The sequence below is a fragment of the Haloterrigena sp. KLK7 genome (assembly GCF_037914945.1).
GTDB classification, from domain to species: Archaea; Halobacteriota; Halobacteria; order Halobacteriales; family Natrialbaceae; genus Haloterrigena; species Haloterrigena salinisoli.
On record NZ_CP149787.1, the window covers coordinates 818,073 to 835,077 of the forward strand.

General features: G+C 66.4%; 17 protein-coding genes. 8 read left to right on the top strand and 9 right to left on the bottom strand.

Annotated elements, in window-relative coordinates; genetic code table 11:
- Nucleotides 1-98: 98 nt before the first annotated feature.
- Complete coding sequence (locus WD430_RS04005; RefSeq protein ID WP_339104745.1) at nucleotides 99-767, bottom strand: helix-turn-helix domain-containing protein; 669 nt, start codon at nucleotides 765-767, stop codon at nucleotides 99-101.
- A gap of 227 nt (nucleotides 768-994) precedes the next feature.
- On the opposite strand from WD430_RS04005, the gene WD430_RS04010 reads away from it, so the two are divergent.
- Complete coding sequence (locus tag WD430_RS04010; RefSeq protein ID WP_339104746.1) at nucleotides 995-1,378, top strand: helix-turn-helix domain-containing protein; 384 nt, start codon at nucleotides 995-997, stop codon at nucleotides 1,376-1,378.
- A gap of 435 nt (nucleotides 1,379-1,813) precedes the next feature.
- On the opposite strand, the gene WD430_RS04015 is transcribed toward WD430_RS04010, so the two are convergent.
- The gene (locus tag WD430_RS04015; protein WP_339104747.1) at nucleotides 1,814-3,739 is read right to left on the bottom strand and encodes an aldehyde ferredoxin oxidoreductase family protein; all 1,926 of its coding nucleotides are present in this window, start codon (nucleotides 3,737-3,739) and stop codon (nucleotides 1,814-1,816) included.
- A 225-nt stretch (nucleotides 3,740-3,964) separates the two neighbouring features.
- Between WD430_RS04015 and WD430_RS04020 the strand changes: the two genes are divergently transcribed.
- The gene (locus WD430_RS04020) at nucleotides 3,965-4,819 is read left to right on the top strand and encodes a hypothetical protein (protein WP_339104748.1); all 855 of its coding nucleotides are present in this window, start codon (nucleotides 3,965-3,967) and stop codon (nucleotides 4,817-4,819) included.
- Between the two features lie 170 nt (nucleotides 4,820-4,989).
- Here WD430_RS04020 and WD430_RS04025 read toward each other — a convergent pair whose 3' ends face one another.
- The 3 genes from WD430_RS04025 to WD430_RS04035 form a co-directional block, all read right to left on the bottom strand.
- On the bottom strand, nucleotides 4,990-5,400 hold the full coding sequence (locus WD430_RS04025) for a helix-turn-helix domain-containing protein (RefSeq protein ID WP_339104749.1): 411 nt from the start codon (nucleotides 5,398-5,400) through the stop codon (nucleotides 4,990-4,992).
- Nucleotides 5,401-5,543: 143 nt separating this feature from the next.
- Entirely contained in the window at nucleotides 5,544-6,653 is a 1,110-nt protein-coding gene (locus tag WD430_RS04030; protein ID WP_339105789.1) for a molybdopterin dinucleotide binding domain-containing protein, read from the bottom strand.
- Complete coding sequence (locus WD430_RS04035; RefSeq protein WP_339104750.1) at nucleotides 6,650-6,952, bottom strand: amphi-Trp domain-containing protein; 303 nt, start codon at nucleotides 6,950-6,952, stop codon at nucleotides 6,650-6,652. The genes WD430_RS04030 and WD430_RS04035 overlap by 4 nt, the downstream gene beginning before the upstream one ends.
- Nucleotides 6,953-7,065: 113 nt before the next feature.
- Between WD430_RS04035 and WD430_RS04040 the strand changes: the two genes are divergently transcribed.
- Complete coding sequence (locus WD430_RS04040) at nucleotides 7,066-7,359, top strand: winged helix-turn-helix domain-containing protein (RefSeq protein ID WP_339104751.1); 294 nt, start codon at nucleotides 7,066-7,068, stop codon at nucleotides 7,357-7,359.
- A 77-nt stretch (nucleotides 7,360-7,436) separates the two neighbouring features.
- Nucleotides 7,437-8,540 (top strand): GTP-binding protein, encoded by a 1,104-nt coding sequence (locus WD430_RS04045; protein WP_339104752.1) that lies wholly within the window; start codon nucleotides 7,437-7,439, stop codon nucleotides 8,538-8,540.
- Between the two features lie 14 nt (nucleotides 8,541-8,554).
- Here the strand turns inward: WD430_RS04045 and WD430_RS04050 are convergent, their stop codons facing one another.
- Nucleotides 8,555-8,713, bottom strand: a complete 159-nt coding sequence (locus WD430_RS04050; protein ID WP_339104753.1) for a hypothetical protein — start codon at nucleotides 8,711-8,713, stop codon at nucleotides 8,555-8,557.
- A 149-nt stretch (nucleotides 8,714-8,862) separates the two neighbouring features.
- Here WD430_RS04050 and WD430_RS04055 point away from each other — a divergent pair, with 149 nt between their 5' ends.
- Nucleotides 8,863-9,030 (top strand): hypothetical protein, encoded by a 168-nt coding sequence (locus tag WD430_RS04055; RefSeq protein WP_339104754.1) that lies wholly within the window; start codon nucleotides 8,863-8,865, stop codon nucleotides 9,028-9,030.
- Between the two features lie 91 nt (nucleotides 9,031-9,121).
- On the opposite strand, the gene WD430_RS04060 is transcribed toward WD430_RS04055, so the two are convergent.
- Complete coding sequence (locus WD430_RS04060; protein WP_339105790.1) at nucleotides 9,122-10,282, bottom strand: glutathione-independent formaldehyde dehydrogenase; 1,161 nt, start codon at nucleotides 10,280-10,282, stop codon at nucleotides 9,122-9,124.
- 345 nt (nucleotides 10,283-10,627) lie between these two features.
- Here WD430_RS04060 and WD430_RS04065 point away from each other — a divergent pair, with 345 nt between their 5' ends.
- The 3 genes from WD430_RS04065 (at nucleotide 10,628) to WD430_RS04075 (ending at nucleotide 13,597) form a co-directional block, all read left to right on the top strand.
- Entirely contained in the window at nucleotides 10,628-11,047 is a 420-nt protein-coding gene (locus WD430_RS04065; protein ID WP_339104755.1) for a heme-binding protein, read from the top strand.
- 228 nt (nucleotides 11,048-11,275) lie between these two features.
- Entirely contained in the window at nucleotides 11,276-12,373 is a 1,098-nt protein-coding gene (locus WD430_RS04070) for a sodium:proton exchanger (protein ID WP_339104756.1), read from the top strand.
- Nucleotides 12,374-12,454: 81 nt separating this feature from the next.
- Nucleotides 12,455-13,597: a sodium:calcium antiporter gene (locus tag WD430_RS04075; RefSeq protein WP_339104757.1), complete on the top strand. Its 1,143-nt coding sequence runs from the start codon at nucleotides 12,455-12,457 to the stop codon at nucleotides 13,595-13,597.
- Between the two features lie 132 nt (nucleotides 13,598-13,729).
- On the opposite strand, the gene WD430_RS04080 is transcribed toward WD430_RS04075, so the two are convergent.
- Together WD430_RS04080 and WD430_RS04085 are read right to left on the bottom strand one after the other, a co-directional pair.
- Nucleotides 13,730-15,253: a plastocyanin/azurin family copper-binding protein gene (locus tag WD430_RS04080; RefSeq protein ID WP_339104758.1), complete on the bottom strand. Its 1,524-nt coding sequence runs from the start codon at nucleotides 15,251-15,253 to the stop codon at nucleotides 13,730-13,732.
- 40 nt (nucleotides 15,254-15,293) lie between these two features.
- Entirely contained in the window at nucleotides 15,294-17,003 is a 1,710-nt protein-coding gene (locus tag WD430_RS04085; protein ID WP_339104759.1) for a PQQ-binding-like beta-propeller repeat protein, read from the bottom strand.
- Nucleotides 17,004-17,005 lie beyond the last annotated feature (2 nt).

The window sequence follows — 17,005 nt, forward strand, 5'->3', positions numbered from 1 at the left end:
TCATAGCTGTGCGTCCACTATATATAGGGTTGCGGTTCGACGCCGAACCGCAGTAGGTCCCGAAGCGTTTTTGAATCACGAGCGAACGGTCGGCGCGATCAGTCGTCGTACTCGAGGATCGCATCGAGCAGTTTCGTCTGCGCGGCCGCGAGGTGCTCGGTGAACGTCGTGCTGGTGATCCCGAGTTCCTCGGCGACCTCGCCGGCGTTGGCTCGCTTCGGGTGCTCGAAGTAGCCCATCCGGTGGGCCGTCTCGAGGACCTCGAGCTGCCGGGCGGTCAGCGTGCTCCGGTCGACGAAGACGAGGTTGCGCTCGTCGTGGTCCTGCTGGGACTGCAGCAGCCGCTGGACGTCGAGGTTCGCGTACCGCTCCTTGAGATCGCCGATGATCGCCTGTAGGCCGTGCATGTCCGACGCGTGGAAGGTCAGGTACAGCGACGCCCCCTTCGTGCGGACGTCGACCAGCGGCGAGTCGTGGCGTTCGATACACTCGCAGGGACAGCCCCGGCCCAGTTCGCGACTGAACCGATACACCTCGCTCGAGCCGTAGGAGAAGACCGGCGCGATGTCGACGTCGGCGTCCACGTCGAACGCGTCGGGATACTCTTCGGCCTCGAGCATGAACTCCTCGGTCACGCGCTCGGGCGCGTCCGGGTTCGTGCTCCTCGAGACGGAGAGGACGCGACCGCTCGCCGCCGCCGAGGCCGCCGTGACGACGCAGTCGGCCGGATCGTCGATCTTGATCTCCGCTCGAATCCCCGAGGGCATAGCTACTGGTGGGGGAGCCGGCCTCGTAAAGCCTGTGTCTGGCCGGGAGACCGCGTCCGCGCGGCTCCGCCCGTCTCCCGCCGGTGAGCGAGCGACCCGTCATTCGTCCCCGCTGGGAACGCGTGTCAGGCTGCCTCACGCGCCGATTTTCGCATCCGTATATAAAGGACCCAGATTTAGTGGGACTCATTTGGAGGGGGTCGGGCCAGTAGGTAGGAGTGAAGACGATGTCCGCTACGAACTCACCCAAGCGAGGATGGCCCGCAACCGACGACGCGATCGACGCCGGCGCAGTGCTCGGCGCGTTAGACGACGACGCCTGCCGCGCCATCCTCGAGGCGACGAGCGAGGAGTCGCTGACCGCGACGGAACTGTCCGAGCAGTGCGACATCCCGATGTCGACGGCCTACCGGAAGGTCGAGAAGCTGACGGAGGCCGAACTGGTCGAGGAGCGCGTCCGGATCAACACCTCCGGCAAGCACGCGACCGAGTACCGCAAGTCCTTCGACGACGTCCACGTCTCGATCGACGACGGCGAGGTCGCCATCGAGATGACGAAACCCGACGCCGAAACCGACGCCAGCGCGAACTACGCCGTCGCCGACGACTGAACGTCCCCGACGTGACCGGACGAGCCGCTGGGAACACCACTGCTCGGATCACGTCGTAGCGGACGTCCCGACGGCCCGCGGATCGATCTTTTGAACCGACCGGACCCGACCTGAGCCGCGCGAGTCGTTTCGCTCGTTCCGACCAGACCAAGAGCGAGGGCTCACTCGGCCGTCCGCTCGAGGTCGTCCTCGAGGGGAGCGGCCGCTCCGGCACGATCGAGCGGACGGCGTTCGGCGCGCTCGAGGAGCCGACCGGCGACGCGGACGAGCGGTTTTCGGGTTCCCCTTCAGCTCGCGGACCCTGACGACGGACCGTTCCGTCCCCATACGAGTGGTTCAGCAGTCACGTCCTTGGCACCGGGGCGTTCGCTCGGTCAGTCGAGTATCTACTGATCGGCTACCAGTTCGTCGCGAAAGAGGGAGGACGGACGCTCGTCAGTCGTCGGCCGCCGCCGGCGAGTCGCCCGCGGAGACGCCCGTGCCGGGGCCGATGTCGATACCGAGATCGTCGAGTTTCTCGTCGGGAACGACGCCGTCGACCCAGCCGCGGTGGTCGTAGTACTCCCCCTTCATCTCCTCGAGTTCGCAGTACTCGCCTTCGGAAGCGCCCTGGCCGTGGATCCCGTCCTCGAGGAAGCGCTCGGGCAGCGAGTCGTCACTGCCGTCGAAGCCGACGAGGTTGTTGTAGTAGCGCTCCAAGTTGTAGATGCGCTCGCCGGCCTCGAGGAGTTCGTCCTCGTCGACGTCGCGGCCGGTCATCCCGTTGTACTGGGCGACGTACTCCTCGATCCCCTCGGCGAAGGCGTTGAACTTGCAGATGTCGAAGCTGTCCGAGATGGCGTGGAGGTCCTGGAACTGGGCGGTGAGCTCGCCTTTGCCCTCCCACTCGTAGGGGTCGACCTTCTCCGGGATCCCCAGGATCTCCGCCGCGGGCGTGTAGCCCCGCAGGTGACAGGCCCCGCGGTTGCTGGTCGCGTAGCCGATCCCCATCCCCTTCAGACAGCGGGGGTCGTAGGCGGCGATGGTTTCGCCTTTGACGTCCAGTCGGCAGTCGTGGGCGTCGAACCGCTCGGCCGCGCCCTCGGCGCCCTCCGCGAGCGCGTCGGGGAGTTCGCCGTCGCGGCGGGCGATCCGCTCGATCATCTCGACCATCTGCTCGGTGTCGCCCCAGTCGATCGTCTCGTCGACGTACCCCTTCTCGCTCATCTCCATGGCCATCGCGAGCATGTTGCCCGTGTCGATGGTGTCCATCCCGAAGTCGTTACAGCGGTCGATCATGAGGGCGATCTGGTCTCGGTCGTCGTTGGCCGAGTTCGTCCCGAGCGCCCAGGCGGACTCGTACTCGTAGGACTCCATCCGGACGTTCAGCTCCTCGCCCTTGTGCATCACGTCGACTTCGACCTCCTTCTTGCAGGCGACCGGACAGGAGTGACAGGTCGGCTCGTCGACGAGGATGTTCTCACGGACGTTCTCGCCGCTGATCCGGTCGGCGTCAAGGTCGTGCGGTCGGTCGGGTTCGCTCTCGTTGTAGGCGTTCCCCGAGGTGTAGACCCCGTTCTTCGTCGGATGGCCGTCCATCTCCTCCGTGACGTTCATCAGGACGTTCGTCCCGTACATCGAGAGGCCGCCCTCGTTCGGTGCGGTGACCTCCGACTCCTGGATGGCCTGCATCGCCTGCTGGTGGCCCTCCATGAACGTCTCCTTGTCCGCCGGTTTGGGCATCTTCGTCCCCGATTTCACGACGACCGCCTTGAGATTCTTCGACCCGGCGACACAGCCCGTGCCGCCCCGGCCGGAGGCCCGATCGTCCTCGTTCATGATGTTCCCGAAGCGAACGAGGTTCTCGCCCGCGGGACCGATCCCCATGATCGAGAGGTTCTTGCCGAAGGCCCCCTCGACTTCGTCCTCGATTATATCGCGGGTCTCGTGGACGCCCTTCCCCCAGAGGTGGGAGGCGTCCCGGAGTTCGACCTCGCCGTCCTCGACGACGGCGTAGACCGGTTCGTCGGCCTGTCCCTCGAACAGCAGGCCGTCGAAACCCGCCCACTTCAGCCGAGCACCGGACCAGCCGCCGTGGTGGCTGTCCGTGACGGTCCCCGTCAGGGGCGATTTCGTGCAGACGGCGATCCGGCCGCTCATCGTCACCTGCGTTCCCGACAGCGGTCCGTTCATGAAGGCAAGGAGGTTGTCCGGCCCGAGCGGATCGACGTCGGGGCCCTGTTCGAAGACGTACTTCACCCCGAGACCGCGCGCTCCGATATACTTCTCCGCGTCCTCGTCGTCGATCGACTCGTAGTTCACCTCCTCGTCGCTCAGATCGATACGTGCGACGTTGTCTTGGAATCCACCGAGTTCAGTCATCGTCGTTCACAATCGTTCTCTTCCCGCCGAAGTGTGTTAGGTGTTACCACACATTCGTAACGAACGACCGGTATTCGTGGCACTATCAATAACGATCGAGTCCGAAATCATACCCGAAAGCTGTCGAATCTAGCGAGGGTCGGCGGCTCAAGTCGACGCCGCGGAAGGGAGACGAGCGGCGGCCTTTTTTCGCCGTTCGGCGCGTAGTCGTCGACGGTGTCCCCGGTGATCGACGTTCCGGCCATCGTCGCGCGACTCGAGCGGCCCGAGTACACCGGAGAGAATCGGTGTCTCCCCTGTACGGTCGCGAACGTCGCGATCGCAGCCCTCCTCGCGGTCGGGCTCGGCGTCGCGACCTCCACGCTCGCCGGCGCGCTCGCGTTCGCGTGCGCTCTGCTCCTCGTCTACCTCCGGGGGTATCTGATTCCGGGAACGCCGACGCTCACGCGACGGTATCTGCCCGACCGCGTCCTCTCGTGGTTCGGCAAAGCCGACGCCCCGGAGCCCGAACGACGGCCGACGATCGAGACGGCAGACCTCGAGGCCGCCGTCGAGACCCTCTCAACGGCCGACGTAGTGCGCTCGACGGCGAACGGTGACGGGCTCCGCCTGACCGACGACTTCCGAGAGCGATGGACCGACCGCCTCCCGGCCGGCGGTGCGGTGGAATCGCCCGCCGACGCCGTTGCGTCCCTCGTCGACGCCGACGAGATCGACTCGTGCGGCGAGGCCACCGTCGAACTCGACGGGACGAAGCGGCTCCGATGGGAGTCGGACGCGGCGCTCGCGGCCGACGTCGCCGCGGACCGAGAGCTCCGGACCCGACTGGACGGCTGGGAGACGCTCGAACCGGCGGATCGCCGCGACGTGCTCGCGGGGCTGCGACTGCTCCGGGAGCGCTGTCCCGCCTGCGACGGCCGCCTCGAGACGCGCTGCGAGCGCGTCGAACACTGCTGCCGACGGCCGCGGGTGGCCCTCGAGACCGACTGCGAGAGCTGCGGGCGATCGATCGCGGCGCTCGCCGTCGGCGAGTCCAGTCCGCTCCTCGAGTGGGTGCCAGCGGGGGACGGCGGGGCGTGACCGCCGGCGACGATTCCGACCACCGGATCGTCGCTCCCCTCCTCGCCCTCGATACTGGCCGTCGACGGACCGTCCAGTACGTATCCGATCTGGGTGTTCTCGCGATCGCTTCCAGAAGCGTCGCTCCCGGTTCGATCCGCCAGTAGAGCACCCTCGTCCGTCGAGCGGGATCAGTTCCCGGTCCGACTGCTGTCGTACGCCTCGCGGAAGTCCCGTTCGCGTCGGATGAGCTCCTCGACGCCGTGCTCGAGGATGACGTCGCCCAGAATCGTCGATCTGTAGTACGTGTACAGTCCGTCGCGGTCTCGCTCCGTCCGAACGCGCTTCTCGACGAGCCCCACGTCGCGGAGTTCGTTGAGATGGTAGTGAAGCGTGCTGTCGTCGACGTCCATGACCGCATCGAGTTCTGTCGGCGTCAATTCGTCCGCGTGAGAGAGCCGATAGACGATCTCGAACCGCGTCCGGTTCGAGATCGCGGCCTGCATGTCGAGATACTCCTCGAGAGAGAGTACGCTCCGCTCCGGGAGGAGATCTTCCGGATCCTCCGGTGCGTCGTCGCCGATCCTTGGGCGAGTCACCATCGTCTCTCGAGAGGGACGGCTTCGACTTAGTTTTTGAGTGTATCGTCCCTAACGGAAATATTCGAACGTCGCAACTGGATGAACCGCGAGCGGTTCGGCGACCTCGAGTTCCCGGACTGACGACACCCCGCTGTGAGCGCCGATCAGTCGTCGGCCACCGGATCGGCCGTCTCGCCGAGCGGTTCGACGTCGACCTCGATCTCGGCGGCCGCGGCCTTGTACTCGGGGATCTTCGCTCGCTCGTCGAGGACGTGATTGGTGAGTCGGTTGGCGGAAGCGGCCGCGAAGTGCGGCGTCGTCCAGACGACCCCCTCCTTGGTGTCCTCGGTGACGCGGGCCTCGAGCGTGATCTCGCCGCGCCTGGACTGCAGCCGGACGTACTCGCCGTCCTCGATCCCGTAGCGCTCGGCGTCGTCGGGATGGACGTCGACGAAGTTCTCCGGCGTCTGGCGGTTGAGCGTCGGCGAGCGGGTGCTCATCGTGCCCGTGTTGTAGTGTTCCTCGAGGCGCGCCGTCGTGAGGATCAGCGGGTACTCGTCGTCCGGGGTTTCGGCGGGCGGGGTGTGCTGGACCCCCTCGATGTGGCCCAGTCCGCTCTCGGTCTCGAACTCCTCCTCGTAGAGGAACGGGTCACCCTCGTCGCCCGGTTCGTAGCAGGGCCAGTGGACGCCCTCCTCGCCGAGCCGGTCGTAGGTCATTCCGTGATAGCTCGGACACACCTGCCGGAGTTCCTCGAAGACCTCCTCTGGATCCTCGAAGTCGAACAGGTCGTCGCCGTCATCGAACAGGCGCCGACCGACCTCGCACAGGATTTCGAGGTCGTGCTTCGTGTTCTCGTGGACCTTCTCGACGCCGCGCATGCGCTGGACGCGACGATCGGTGTTAGTGACGGTGCCGCCGCGCTCGGCCCAGGTCGTCGCCGGGAGGAGCACGTCGGCGAACTCCGCGGTCTCGGTCGGGAAGATGTCCTGAACGACGGTGAACTCGAGGTCCGCCAGCCGCTCGGCGACGGCGTTGGCGTCGGGTTCGCTCATCACGGGGTTCTCGCCCATGATATACAGTCCGTGAATCGAACTGCGCGACTGCGGAGAGCTGACGGAACCGTACCCGGCCCCGCCGTCGACCGCGGAGTACGAGGCGTACCTCGAGACCTGACGGTCGCTCGGGGATCGATTCGACTGCGAGCTGTGGACGCTGTACCGTGCGCTCTGGCGACTGTGGAAGGACCGGAACTGAACCCCGCCAGTGGTCAGCGGACGGAGAGATCCGACCCGTCGCCCCGCTCGGTGAACTCGAGTTCGATCTCGAGTTCGCGCTCGCGCTTGCTCGCGAACTCGATCTCGACCTCGATCGGATCGCGGTACTCGAAGGGGATCTCCCACGTCGACCCCGCGACCGTCACCGTCGTGTCCGCCTCGAGCTGATCGGCGAGCTCTCGGAGGAAGGCGGCCGTCTCCTCGCGCGAGAGGTACACCTCCCGTTCGAAGAACCCGTCGGTGATCGTCCGGCGTTCGCGATCGCGGTCCTCCGGAAGGGTGACTCGGTCAGACATGCCATTTGATACCATGCGCGGTGGCATAAACCTGGACCAACGTCCTTCGAATCCTGTATGTAGGGTGACCGTACCTGCGAAATCCTTCTTGGGACGGCGACCGACGTGGGACCATGTCGCTGATCGAGGTACTGGGGAACGGGACGCGACTCGAGATCCTCCGCGAACTCTCTCGGGAGCCGAAGTACGTCTCCGAACTCGCCGAGGCGGTCGGCATGGACGGGACGAGCGCCGTCCACCACCTGTCGACGCTCGAGGACGCGGACTTAGTCGAGTGGTACATGCGCGGCAATCGGAAGTACTACCGACTCACGAGTTCGCTCGAGTTGCGGATCGCGCCGCCGCCGGAGCGGACGTTCGTCCTGCAGGCCGACGATCTCGACGCGTCCGATCCGTCCGATCAGTGAACCGTCACGGGGCCGCTACTGTCGGCGGATTCCGACCGGTCACTTAGTACCGTTCCCGTTGTGAGAAGAGATATCATATGACAGAGAACGGCGCAATCCCCGTCACCGTCGTCAGCGGCTACCTCGGTGCGGGAAAGACGACGCTGATCAATCACGTGCTATCGAATCCGGGGGAGCGGCGGGTGGCGGTGATCGTCAACGACATGGGCGAGATCAACGTCGACGCGGAGCTCATCGCGCGGGAAAACGACGATGAGGGGATCGTGGACCTCTCGAACGGCTGTATCTGCTGTCGGCTACAGGGAGACCTCCTCGCGGAAGCGGCCCGGCTGGCGGAGAGTCGCGCGTTCGACTACCTGATGGTCGAGTCCTCAGGGATCAGCGAACCGATCCCCGTCGCACAGGTGTTCACCGAGGGGACCGACGAGAGCGACGTGGATCCGACGACGCTGTTCCGACTGGACACGATGGTGACCGTCCTCGACACGTACGGGTTCTGGAAGGAGTTCGACGCCGGAGAGCGGCTTCCGGAGGGCGCTCAACCCGACGCCGACCGACCGTTGAGCGAGGTCCTCGTCGAGGGGATCGAGTTCTGCGACGTCTTGCTGCTCAACAAGTCCGATATGGTCCCCGAAGACGTCCTCGAGGAGATCGAAGCCGTCGTCGAGACCCTCCAGCCGCGAGCGAACCGACTCCGAACGAGCTACTGCGAGGTGGATCCGGACGTCGTCCTCGACACCGATCGGTTCGACTTCGAGCGGGCGAAGCGCTCCCAGGGGTGGAAACGTCACCTGCGCGGGGACGCGGACGGACACGATCACGAGGGGCGAAGCGCTGCCGAAACCCACGGCGTCTCGTCGTTCGTCTTCCGGTCCGATCGACCGTTCCACCCGGAGCGACTCGCCGACTGGCTCGAGGACTGGGACGGCGCGATCGTCCGCGCCAAGGGCGTCTGTTACGTCGCGGACCGCGAGGAGGTGATCGGCGTCAGCCAGGCGGGTCCGTCCGTCAGGGCCGGCCCGATCGGCGAGTGGCGGCCCGACGACGATCGGCGCACGCAACTGGTGTTTATCGGCCGAGAGATGGACGAAGAGCGGATTCGCGAGGAACTCGAGGCGTGCGTGATCGAGGGCGACGAAGCGGCGGCGACGGATGCGATGGCCGATCCGTTCCCGCTATGACCGCTCCCCGGTCCCTACGACTCCAGTTGGTCGCTGAGTTCGTCCCAGGACTCGTGGAAGCCGTGGGTCGACCGGTCCGTCGCTCGGTCGGGGAGCGCGTCCTGGTAGACGTCGTCGTACTCGAGCAGCCGCGTCCAGCCGTCGTGGAGGGAGTAGCTGCAGTACTGGCACATGCGTCGGGCTACGCCGGCCGGCGGTATACCCGTTTCTCCGCTCGAGTTCGCTCCGGCCGATCGCGACAACGGAGCGAAGTCGCGGCGGCATCGAACGCGAGTGACCGTCGAACGAGCCGGACGCGCTCTGCGATCGCGAGGGAGCGACGATGAACACGAATCGGAAGGGCGGATACGTCAGTAGCGCGGACGATACGGTCGAACGGGCGTGCGAGCACTGCGAGTGGCACGTGATCGCGGGATCCTATCCGGAGCTGATCGAACGGTATCAGGATCACCTCCGCGACGAACACCCGACGGCGTGGATGCGAAGCTGACGTCGGGGCTCGCCCGCGGACCGCGGTGAGGACCCGGTCCGATCGGTCGCTTCGAGACGACCGCTACCGACCGGAACCGACGGCGAGACGGCTACGGCTCGAGCAGGACCTTGATGACGCCCTCCTCGCGCTTGTCGAACTTCTCGTACATCTCCGGAGCGCGATCGAGGTCGACGCGGTGAGAGACGACCCAGCTGGGATCGGCCCGCCCCTCGATGATCATGTCGCGCAGCTGCCGGTTGTACTCCTTGACGTTACACTGGCCGGTGCCCACCTTCAGCCCCTTCTCGAAGAGTTTCCCGAAGTCGATACCGAGTCGGCCCTGGGCCGCCATCTCGTCGGGCGCGCCGGGGTCCGACGGGACGTACAGTCCCGGAATACCGAGTTCGCCAGTCGGGCGGACGGTCTGGATGAGCTGGTTGAGCACGACCGCCGGGTTTTCGCGGGCCGGATCGTAGGCGTCGTCGGTCGGATCCGTCTCGGGGTCGATCGCCTGATAGCCCACGGCGTCGACGCCCGTGTCGACGCCGCCGCCGTGGAGGTCTTTGATCTGTTCGACGGGATCGCTCTCCTCGAAGTTGATCGGGCGAGCGTCGCAGTGGTCCTCGGCCAGATCGAGGCGACTCTCGACGCGGTCGACGACGTAGATCTCGGACGCGCCCTGGATCTTGGCGCTGTAGGCGGCCATCAGCCCGACCGGGCCGGCCCCGAAGATGGCGATCGACTCGCCGGGTTGCAGGTTCGCGAGTCGGGTGCCGTGCCATCCCGTCGGGAAGATGTCCGCGAGGAGCGCGAAGGCGTCCTCGTGCTCGTCGCCCTCCGGCAGCTTCAGCGCGTTGAAGTCGGCGTAGGGTACTCGGAGTTTCTCGGCCTGACCGCCCTTGTACGGTCCCATCGCGACGTACCCGTACGCGCCGCCGGCGAAGCCGGGATTGACGTTGGTACAGAACCCGGTATAGCCGTTCTCACAGTTGCGGCAGAACCCGCAGGCAACGTTGAACGGCATCACGACGCGGTCGCCCTCCTCGAGCGACGTGACGGCGTCACCGGTCTCGATCACGTTGCCCATGTTCTCGTGGCCGAAGACGATCCCCGGATCGGCCGAGGTCCGCCCCTCGTACATGTGGAGGTCCGACCCACAGATGCACGTCGTCGTGATATCGACGATAACGTCGTTCTCGTGTTCGATCTCGGGCTCGTCGACCTCCTCGATGGCTACGTCCTGTGGTCCCTGATAGACGACGGCGTCCATTGACATTGTGTATCAAACCTCGATGAACGGACCACGAACTGCGTTGTAAACCTTCGCGTGGTCGCTGTGCTCGAGGGGGATCGTCGCGCGCCCGTCGGTTCCGAGGGGAAGACACGCCGGTACGGTCCATCCGGTCACAGCCGGAGCGTTCCATCGACTGCACCGGACTCACTCATCGAGGGCGCACGACTACCATCGTCACGGGGACCGCATATCGCGACACGTGCCGGAACCCCCAGTGAGAGCGATAATTCAGCCGCTCGATGTCCCATTTATCACCGGCAGTATAGCGTCGGTTTTCCACGACGGGTATTTATGAACCCTGGTGATGTGGTAGTACCCCGCATGGTTGAGTCAGTACAGCTCGAAACGGCGAAGGAGGTCATCGAGGCAGCCGAACAGCGAGCGGAAGAGATCGACAATCCCATGGTGATCACGGTCGCGAACTCGGAGGGAAATCTCGTCGCCCAACATCGAATGGACGGCGCGTGGCTGGCGTCGGTCGACATTTCGCGGAACAAGGCCTACACGGCGGCCGCGCTGGACATGCCGACGCACGAACTGGCCGATCCGACCCGGCCGGGCGAATCGCTGTACGGCCTGCAAAACACCAACCAGGGGCGGATGGTCATTTTCGGCGGCGGATATCCGCTGATGCGAGACGGCGACGTCGTCGGAGCGATCGGCGTCAGCGGCGGCGCGGTCGAGCAGGACATGGACGTCGCGGAGTCGGGGGTCGACCGCTTCGAAGAAACCTCTCCGTAACGAGTCACGGCGGTCGGCGTTCGTCGCGCGCCGACCCGAACGGCGGATTTCACGTCGAAAACGGACAGAACTAGCTCCACCGACGACGTCGCGGTTCACTCGACGGCCGGCGGTTCGTCAGTCCCGACGATCGCGCCGCCGGCCGATCCGCGACGCGTGTATAGATTTCCAACGGAATTCCCTCTCCGGGTTGTTAGTTATATGTTGGCAGATAGCATGCAGTGGGCTATGGTAGAAGATCTCCTCGAGAGCGCCATCGAGGGCCAGGGGCCGTGGGCCGCATACGTCGTCCTCGTCGTCGGCGCAGTTGTACTCACCTACAGCGTCGAGAAACTCATCAGCTACCTCACTCGGGCCGCGATCGGTCTCGGCGTCTCGATCTTCACGCTCGCGATCATCTTCACGGGGTTCGAGTTCGACGACACCGTCGTCGCGCTGGTGTTCGGCGCGGGCGGCCTCGAGCGCGTCGCGCTCGGCACGGCGTTCGGAACCGCGCTCGCGATCACCGGGATCACGCTGGCGGTCGCGGCGATCGTTCGGCCGTTTCCCGTCGAGGTTCCCCGGGATTACCTGGCGCTGTTCGTCCTCTCGCCGTTTCTCCTGGTTCCGTTCGTCCTCGCGGGCACGCTCGGCGTCGTTCACGGCCTCGTCCTCGTCGCGGCGTTCGTCGCCCTCCTCGGCTACGTCGTCGGTCGGGAGTACCAGCGCGACGTCCCGGTGTTCAGGGACTCGGAGATCGCGGAACGCATCGAGGCCGACGGCGGCGTGCCGATCGACCGACTCGACCTCGCGAACATCGACCGCGGAACGGTCCTCGAGGAGATTCCCGAGGACCGGTTCGTCACCGGATCGGGTCACGAAGGGGCGTTCTGGCTCGGCCTGTCGCTGCTCGCGCTCGTCGGGGTCGCCGCGGGCGCGCTCCTGCTCGAGGCGGGGTCGGAAGCGATCGTCGCGTCGTGGGGGATCGAGGAGACGGTCTTCGGGGCGACCGTGCTCACGCTGGTCCTGACGTTCGAGAACCTGCTGTTGACGATCGAACCGGTCCGACGGGGGATCCCGGAGATCGGGATCGGTCACGTCGTCGGCAGCGTGATGTTTTCCGTCACGGCGAACGTCGGTGTCATCTCGCTCGTCGCCGACGTCGTGATTCCGTCGTCCGTGCTCGTCTTCCACCTCCCGGCAGTGATCGTCCTGACCGCGGTCGCCGCCGCCGCCATCGCCACGGGGCGACTCCGACGGGGACACGGCTACCTACTGATCGGACTGTACGTCGCGTACTGGCTCGTCGCACTCCTCGTCTTCGGCGGCGTCCCGGTTCCGGACTGAGCGTTCGGATCGGCGACGGTCGTCTCGAAACGCCGAACGCGGCTTCGGGAATTAAGTTCGCCGGCGCCGTTCGGCCTCCGTATGAGCGCCGCGGAGCTCGTCGGTCTCGTCGCCCTGTTCCTGACGGGCGTCGTCCTCGTGATCTGGTGCGTCGAGGTCTTCATCGAGGCCGTCGCCCGGAGCGCCGTCTCGCTCGGTATCTCCGGGTTCTTCCTCGCGGTCGTCCTCGCCGGGATCGACCTCGAGAACGCGATCCTCGGCGTCACGGCGGCGTTCGTCGACCTCCCGACCCTCGCGCTCGGGACGGTGTTTGGCGAGTCGCTGTTCGTCCTCGCGGTCGCCGTCGGCGTCGCGGGGCTGGCCGTCCCCTTTCGGATGGCCGTCCCGCGGATCTACCTGCTGTTGCTCGTCCTGGTACCGCTTCCGGCGTTCCTCCTCTCTATCGACGGGACGCTCGACTGGACGGACGGCGCGCTCCTGACGGCCCTGTTCGTCCCCCTGCTCGCCGGCATCTTCTGGCGCGAGCGGCGGTCGGAGACGACGTTCCTGCTCTCGGGAGAGGTCGAGGAGGTCGTCGACCTCGAGGCGGACGCGGAGACGGCCGGAGCGTCGGGAACGACGGCGAACGCGGATGCGGGAGCGGAACCCAACGGCGGCGATCGAGCGCCCGCGCCCGACCGCGACCCCGAGCGCGCGGCGGACCGGCACGCGCGTTCCGACCGCGACGCCGATCTCGATCTGGACCTCGACCTCGACGAGTTCGTCCCCGACCTCGAGGGGAAGAGCGGTCGGTTCAGCCTCGCCGTCGCCCTCCTCGCGATCGTCGGCATGACGGTCGGCTCCGGACTCACCGTGGTGAGCGCCGAGGGGATCTTCGTGGCGCTGGGCATCTCGGGGCTCGCGTTCGGCGCGACGGTGCTCTCCTTCATCGCCTCGATCGAGGAGTTAGCGCTCACCGTCGAACCGGTCCGACAGGGTCGGGCGCACCTCGCAGTGGGGAACGTCGTCGGGAGCACGGTGTTCTACGTGACGGCCAACGTCGGCGTCATCGCGCTGCTGCGCCCCGTCGATACCGCGGGCGCGGTGATGACGGTCCACTGGCCGTTTCTCGCCGCGTGCCTGCTCGTCGTCGCCGGACTGTTCGCTCGCGGTCGCGTGACGCGGGCGGGCGGCGCGGCGCTGCTCGCGCTGTACGTCGGGTACTGGATCGCGAACTACGCGTGACGGAGCGCGGCTTCGCTCGCGAATGCGCGAACGCGGAGGGCGACGCGCTCGAACGGGTTTCGACCCGGCGGACGCGCTCTGCGCATCGGAGCCACACCGAAAAAACGTACGGCGCCGGACGGACGACCGTCGTCAGTCGTCGTCGCCCGTCTCGTTGCCGGGGGCCTCGAGCGTGTCGTTGCCTTCCGTCTCGTTACCGGTCGTCTCGAACGTCTCGTTGCCGGCGGTCTCATTGCCGGCCGTCTCGTTGCCGGCGGTTTCGACCGTTTCGTTGCCGACGGTCTCGTTACCGGCCGTCTCGTTACTCGCTATGTCGGTCGTTTCGTTACCAGACGTCTCGTTGCCGTCCGTCTCGGCGGTCACGTCGTCGGGGGCCGCCTCGTCGTCGGTCGCGCCGCCGACGGAGATCTCGCCGACCGCGTCGAGTTGCGACTGATCCAGGTAGACGCCCATCTGCTCGTTCGCGACGAACTCGACGGTCTGGGTGGCGCCCTCCTCGCTCGTGAAGTCCGAGCGGACGTAGGTGTTCCAGTCCATGGTGTCGCCGTCGCTGGCGATCACGAAGTTGTGGCCAGGGAGGGGTTCGAACACCCGGTTCTCGCCCTCGGGCTGGAGGCGACCGATCGCGTTCTCCCACTCGATCGCGTAGCTCTCGCCGGCCTCGAGTTCGAGCGTCGGATTCGTTTGATCGGCGATCGCGTCGGGTCCTTGGCCGACCCACTGGCCGTCCTCGAGACGCATCGAGAAGGTCTCGGTCGGTTCGCCCGGATCGATGGCGGGCAGCGTGACGGTGAGCTCCCGGTCCTCGCCGTCGATCGTCACCGTGTCGGTGACCCGCTCGTGGCCGTAGGTCCAGACCTCGAGGTCGTACTCGCCGTTCTCGAGCATGTCGAAGCGGGCGATCGCGGGCGGTTGCGTCTGTTCGCCTTCGACGTCGCCGTCGCCACCGCCGCCACCGCCGTCGCTCTCGTTACTAGCGTTACCGCCGTCGCTGTCGCTGGCGTTACCCGGCTCTTGGGACTCCGACTCTTCGCTCTGTCCCTCCTCCGCGAACGGATCCGGCCGGGCGGCGAGGTCCGAGTACGAGTGCATGTCGTCGACGAAGACCTCGGCGCCGAGGGGCTCGCCGTTCTCGTCCTCGACGTGCACTACCAGTTCGTGGACGTCGCCGGGATCGATCAGTTCGACCGGACCGCGCATCTGGGCCGGGTGCGGCTGGCAGTAGTACTCCTCCATCTCCTCGGTGGCGGTGAACTGGAGGGTGGTGAACTCTCCCTGTTCGGTCACCGTCTCCGTGACCTCGAGCACCTCGACGTCGTCGCCGACGGCGCTCCCGGCGGCGATGTTGAAGTTGTGGGTCGATCCGTCGCCGTTGACCCAGATGACCTCGTGTTCTTCGCCTTCGACCAGTCGCAGCGGCGGGTTGGACTTGCCGTCGATTTCGTGCGGCGCGACGCCGAGCCAGCCGCCGACGATGCCGACCAGTGTGAGCGTCCGAGCCATCTCGCCGTTCTGCGCGACCGGGAGGGGGAAATCGAACGCGTCGCGATAGGCGCCCGCCTCGCCGGTGAGCGCGGCCGTACTCGCGAGCGCCGCGGTCCCCTTCAGCACGCCGCGACGGGATACGTCTTCGCGTGAGGGTCGTTCGTTCGTCATGAGTGTATCGTGTGTGAGTGATTTCGGTTGTCCGTTCGGTTCAGGCCTCCATCGAGAACACGGCGAGCGTGTCGCCGCGGGTCCCCTGTCGGAGCCAGCCGCTGCCGCCGACCTGCACGGCGACGTACTGCTTCTCCTCGCCGGGATCGTACCAGCTCATCGGCGAGGCGCTGATCGGGACGTCGAACTCGTACTCCCAGAGGCGCTCGCCGCTCGCGCCGTCGTAGGCGACGAGGTTTCCGTTCTGGGTCCCGTTGAAGACCAGTCCCGTCGCCGTCGACATCGAGCCGCCCCACATGTAGAACTCGTCCTCGCTCTGGATCCAGTCGCGCCAGACGCGCTCGCCCGTCGCGGGATCGACCGCGGCGAAGGCGGTGATGTTCTCGTTCCACTCGTCGGGCATCTCCGAGGCCGGATCGTCGAGGCCGCCGCCCCAGTAGGGGTTGCCCTCGCTGTACTCCTCGTACCGCCAGTAGAGGTCCTGCGGGAAGTTCTGGTGGACGACGTAGACGTACCCCGTCTGGGGGTTGTACGACGGCGGCTGCCAGTCGTTACCGCCCGGTGCGCCGGGGACGAACGGGATCCGCTCGTCCGAGCTGATGTGGGGAATCATCTCCCACATATTGATGTGCTGGCAGATCTCCTGGCTGCGCTCGTGGAGCTGCCCGGACTCGGCGTCCAACATGTAAACCCACCCGGCCTTGTCGGAGCCGACGACCATGTCCATCGACTCGCCGTCGACCTCGACGTCGCGGAGCAGGACCCGCGGTGCCGCCGCGTCGTAGTCCCAGACGTCGTGCGGGCTGCTCTGGAACCCCCACACGTGCTCGCCGCTCTCTAAGTCCAGCGTGAGCGTCCCGCAGGTGGGGAAGTTCGGACCCGGACGGACGGTCCCGTCGAAGTCGGGGCCCGGGTTCGCGACCGGCGAGTGGAGCACGCCGCGCTCCTCGTCGATGGTCGGCGTCATCCAGCTGGTCCCGCAGCCGTGCGTGCGGCTCTCGCCGACCCACTCGTCCTCCGGGAGCGTGGAGGTTTGCCACATCATCTCGCCGCTCTCGGCGTCGAGCGCGGCGATGAACCCGAGGACGCCGTACTCGCCGCCGGCGCTGCCCGTGTAGATCGTTCCGTCGTGGACCACCGGCGCCCACGTCGCGGAGTAACCGACCTCGTGGTCGGCGGTCTGCGTGTACCACTCCTCCTCGCCGGTGTACCGATTCAGCGCGACGACGCCCGAGTCGAGCGTCGTCATGTACACCTTGTCGCCGAGGACGGCTGCACCGCGGTTGTTGTCGTCACAGCAGAGTTCGACGCCGATCGGCGGCGCGTACGTGTAGCTCCAGAGGACCTCTCCCGCGCGGGGATCGATCGCCTTCATGTGGTTCGGCCCGTTGGTCTGGTACATCACCGGCGGATCGCCGGGTACCACGATCGGCGTCCCCTCCATGCTCGAGCCGGTGCCGACCGACAGCTCGTACTCGAGCTCGAGGTCGCCGACGTTGTCGGGCGTGATGACGTCGGCGGTCGTGACCCGGTGTTGCTCGTAGTTGCCGCCGTACATCAGCCAGCCTTCGGGCATCTCGCCCGAGTTGCTCAGCATCTCCTGTGTGACGTCGCCCTCCGGAATGCGGTCGCTGTCGTGTTGCTGCGTGATCGATTCCTCCGGCCCACCGACCAGCGTATAGCCGTCTTCGATCTCTACCAGTTCGATGTCGCGTGCGGCCTGAACGGCCCTGTCGTTGCGAAGTGCCATGG

What these genes read in the sequence shown, in the direction of transcription:
- WD430_RS04005 (WP_339104745.1), bottom strand. Translation starts at nt 767, where the DNA reads ATGCCCTCGGGGATTCGAGCGGAGATCAAGATCGACGATCCGGCCGAC.
- WD430_RS04010 (WP_339104746.1), top strand. Translation starts at nt 995, where the DNA reads ATGTCCGCTACGAACTCACCCAAGCGAGGATGGCCCGCAACCGACGAC.
- WD430_RS04015 (WP_339104747.1), bottom strand. Translation starts at nt 3,739, where the DNA reads ATGACTGAACTCGGTGGATTCCAAGACAACGTCGCACGTATCGATCTG.
- WD430_RS04025 (WP_339104749.1), bottom strand. Translation starts at nt 5,400, where the DNA reads ATGGTGACTCGCCCAAGGATCGGCGACGACGCACCGGAGGATCCGGAA.
- WD430_RS04035 (WP_339104750.1), bottom strand. Translation starts at nt 6,952, where the DNA reads ATGTCTGACCGAGTCACCCTTCCGGAGGACCGCGATCGCGAACGCCGG.
- WD430_RS04040 (WP_339104751.1), top strand. Translation starts at nt 7,066, where the DNA reads ATGTCGCTGATCGAGGTACTGGGGAACGGGACGCGACTCGAGATCCTC.
- WD430_RS04045 (WP_339104752.1), top strand. Translation starts at nt 7,437, where the DNA reads ATGACAGAGAACGGCGCAATCCCCGTCACCGTCGTCAGCGGCTACCTC.
- WD430_RS04050 (WP_339104753.1), bottom strand. Translation starts at nt 8,713, where the DNA reads ATGTGCCAGTACTGCAGCTACTCCCTCCACGACGGCTGGACGCGGCTG.
- WD430_RS04055 (WP_339104754.1), top strand. Translation starts at nt 8,863, where the DNA reads ATGAACACGAATCGGAAGGGCGGATACGTCAGTAGCGCGGACGATACG.
- WD430_RS04060 (WP_339105790.1), bottom strand. Translation starts at nt 10,282, where the DNA reads ATGGACGCCGTCGTCTATCAGGGACCACAGGACGTAGCCATCGAGGAG.
- WD430_RS04065 (WP_339104755.1), top strand. Translation starts at nt 10,628, where the DNA reads ATGGTTGAGTCAGTACAGCTCGAAACGGCGAAGGAGGTCATCGAGGCA.
- WD430_RS04070 (WP_339104756.1), top strand. Translation starts at nt 11,276, where the DNA reads ATGGTAGAAGATCTCCTCGAGAGCGCCATCGAGGGCCAGGGGCCGTGG.
- WD430_RS04075 (WP_339104757.1), top strand. Translation starts at nt 12,455, where the DNA reads ATGAGCGCCGCGGAGCTCGTCGGTCTCGTCGCCCTGTTCCTGACGGGC.
- WD430_RS04080 (WP_339104758.1), bottom strand. Translation starts at nt 15,253, where the DNA reads ATGACGAACGAACGACCCTCACGCGAAGACGTATCCCGTCGCGGCGTG.
- WD430_RS04085 (WP_339104759.1), bottom strand. Translation starts at nt 17,003, where the DNA reads ATGGCACTTCGCAACGACAGGGCCGTTCAGGCCGCACGCGACATCGAA.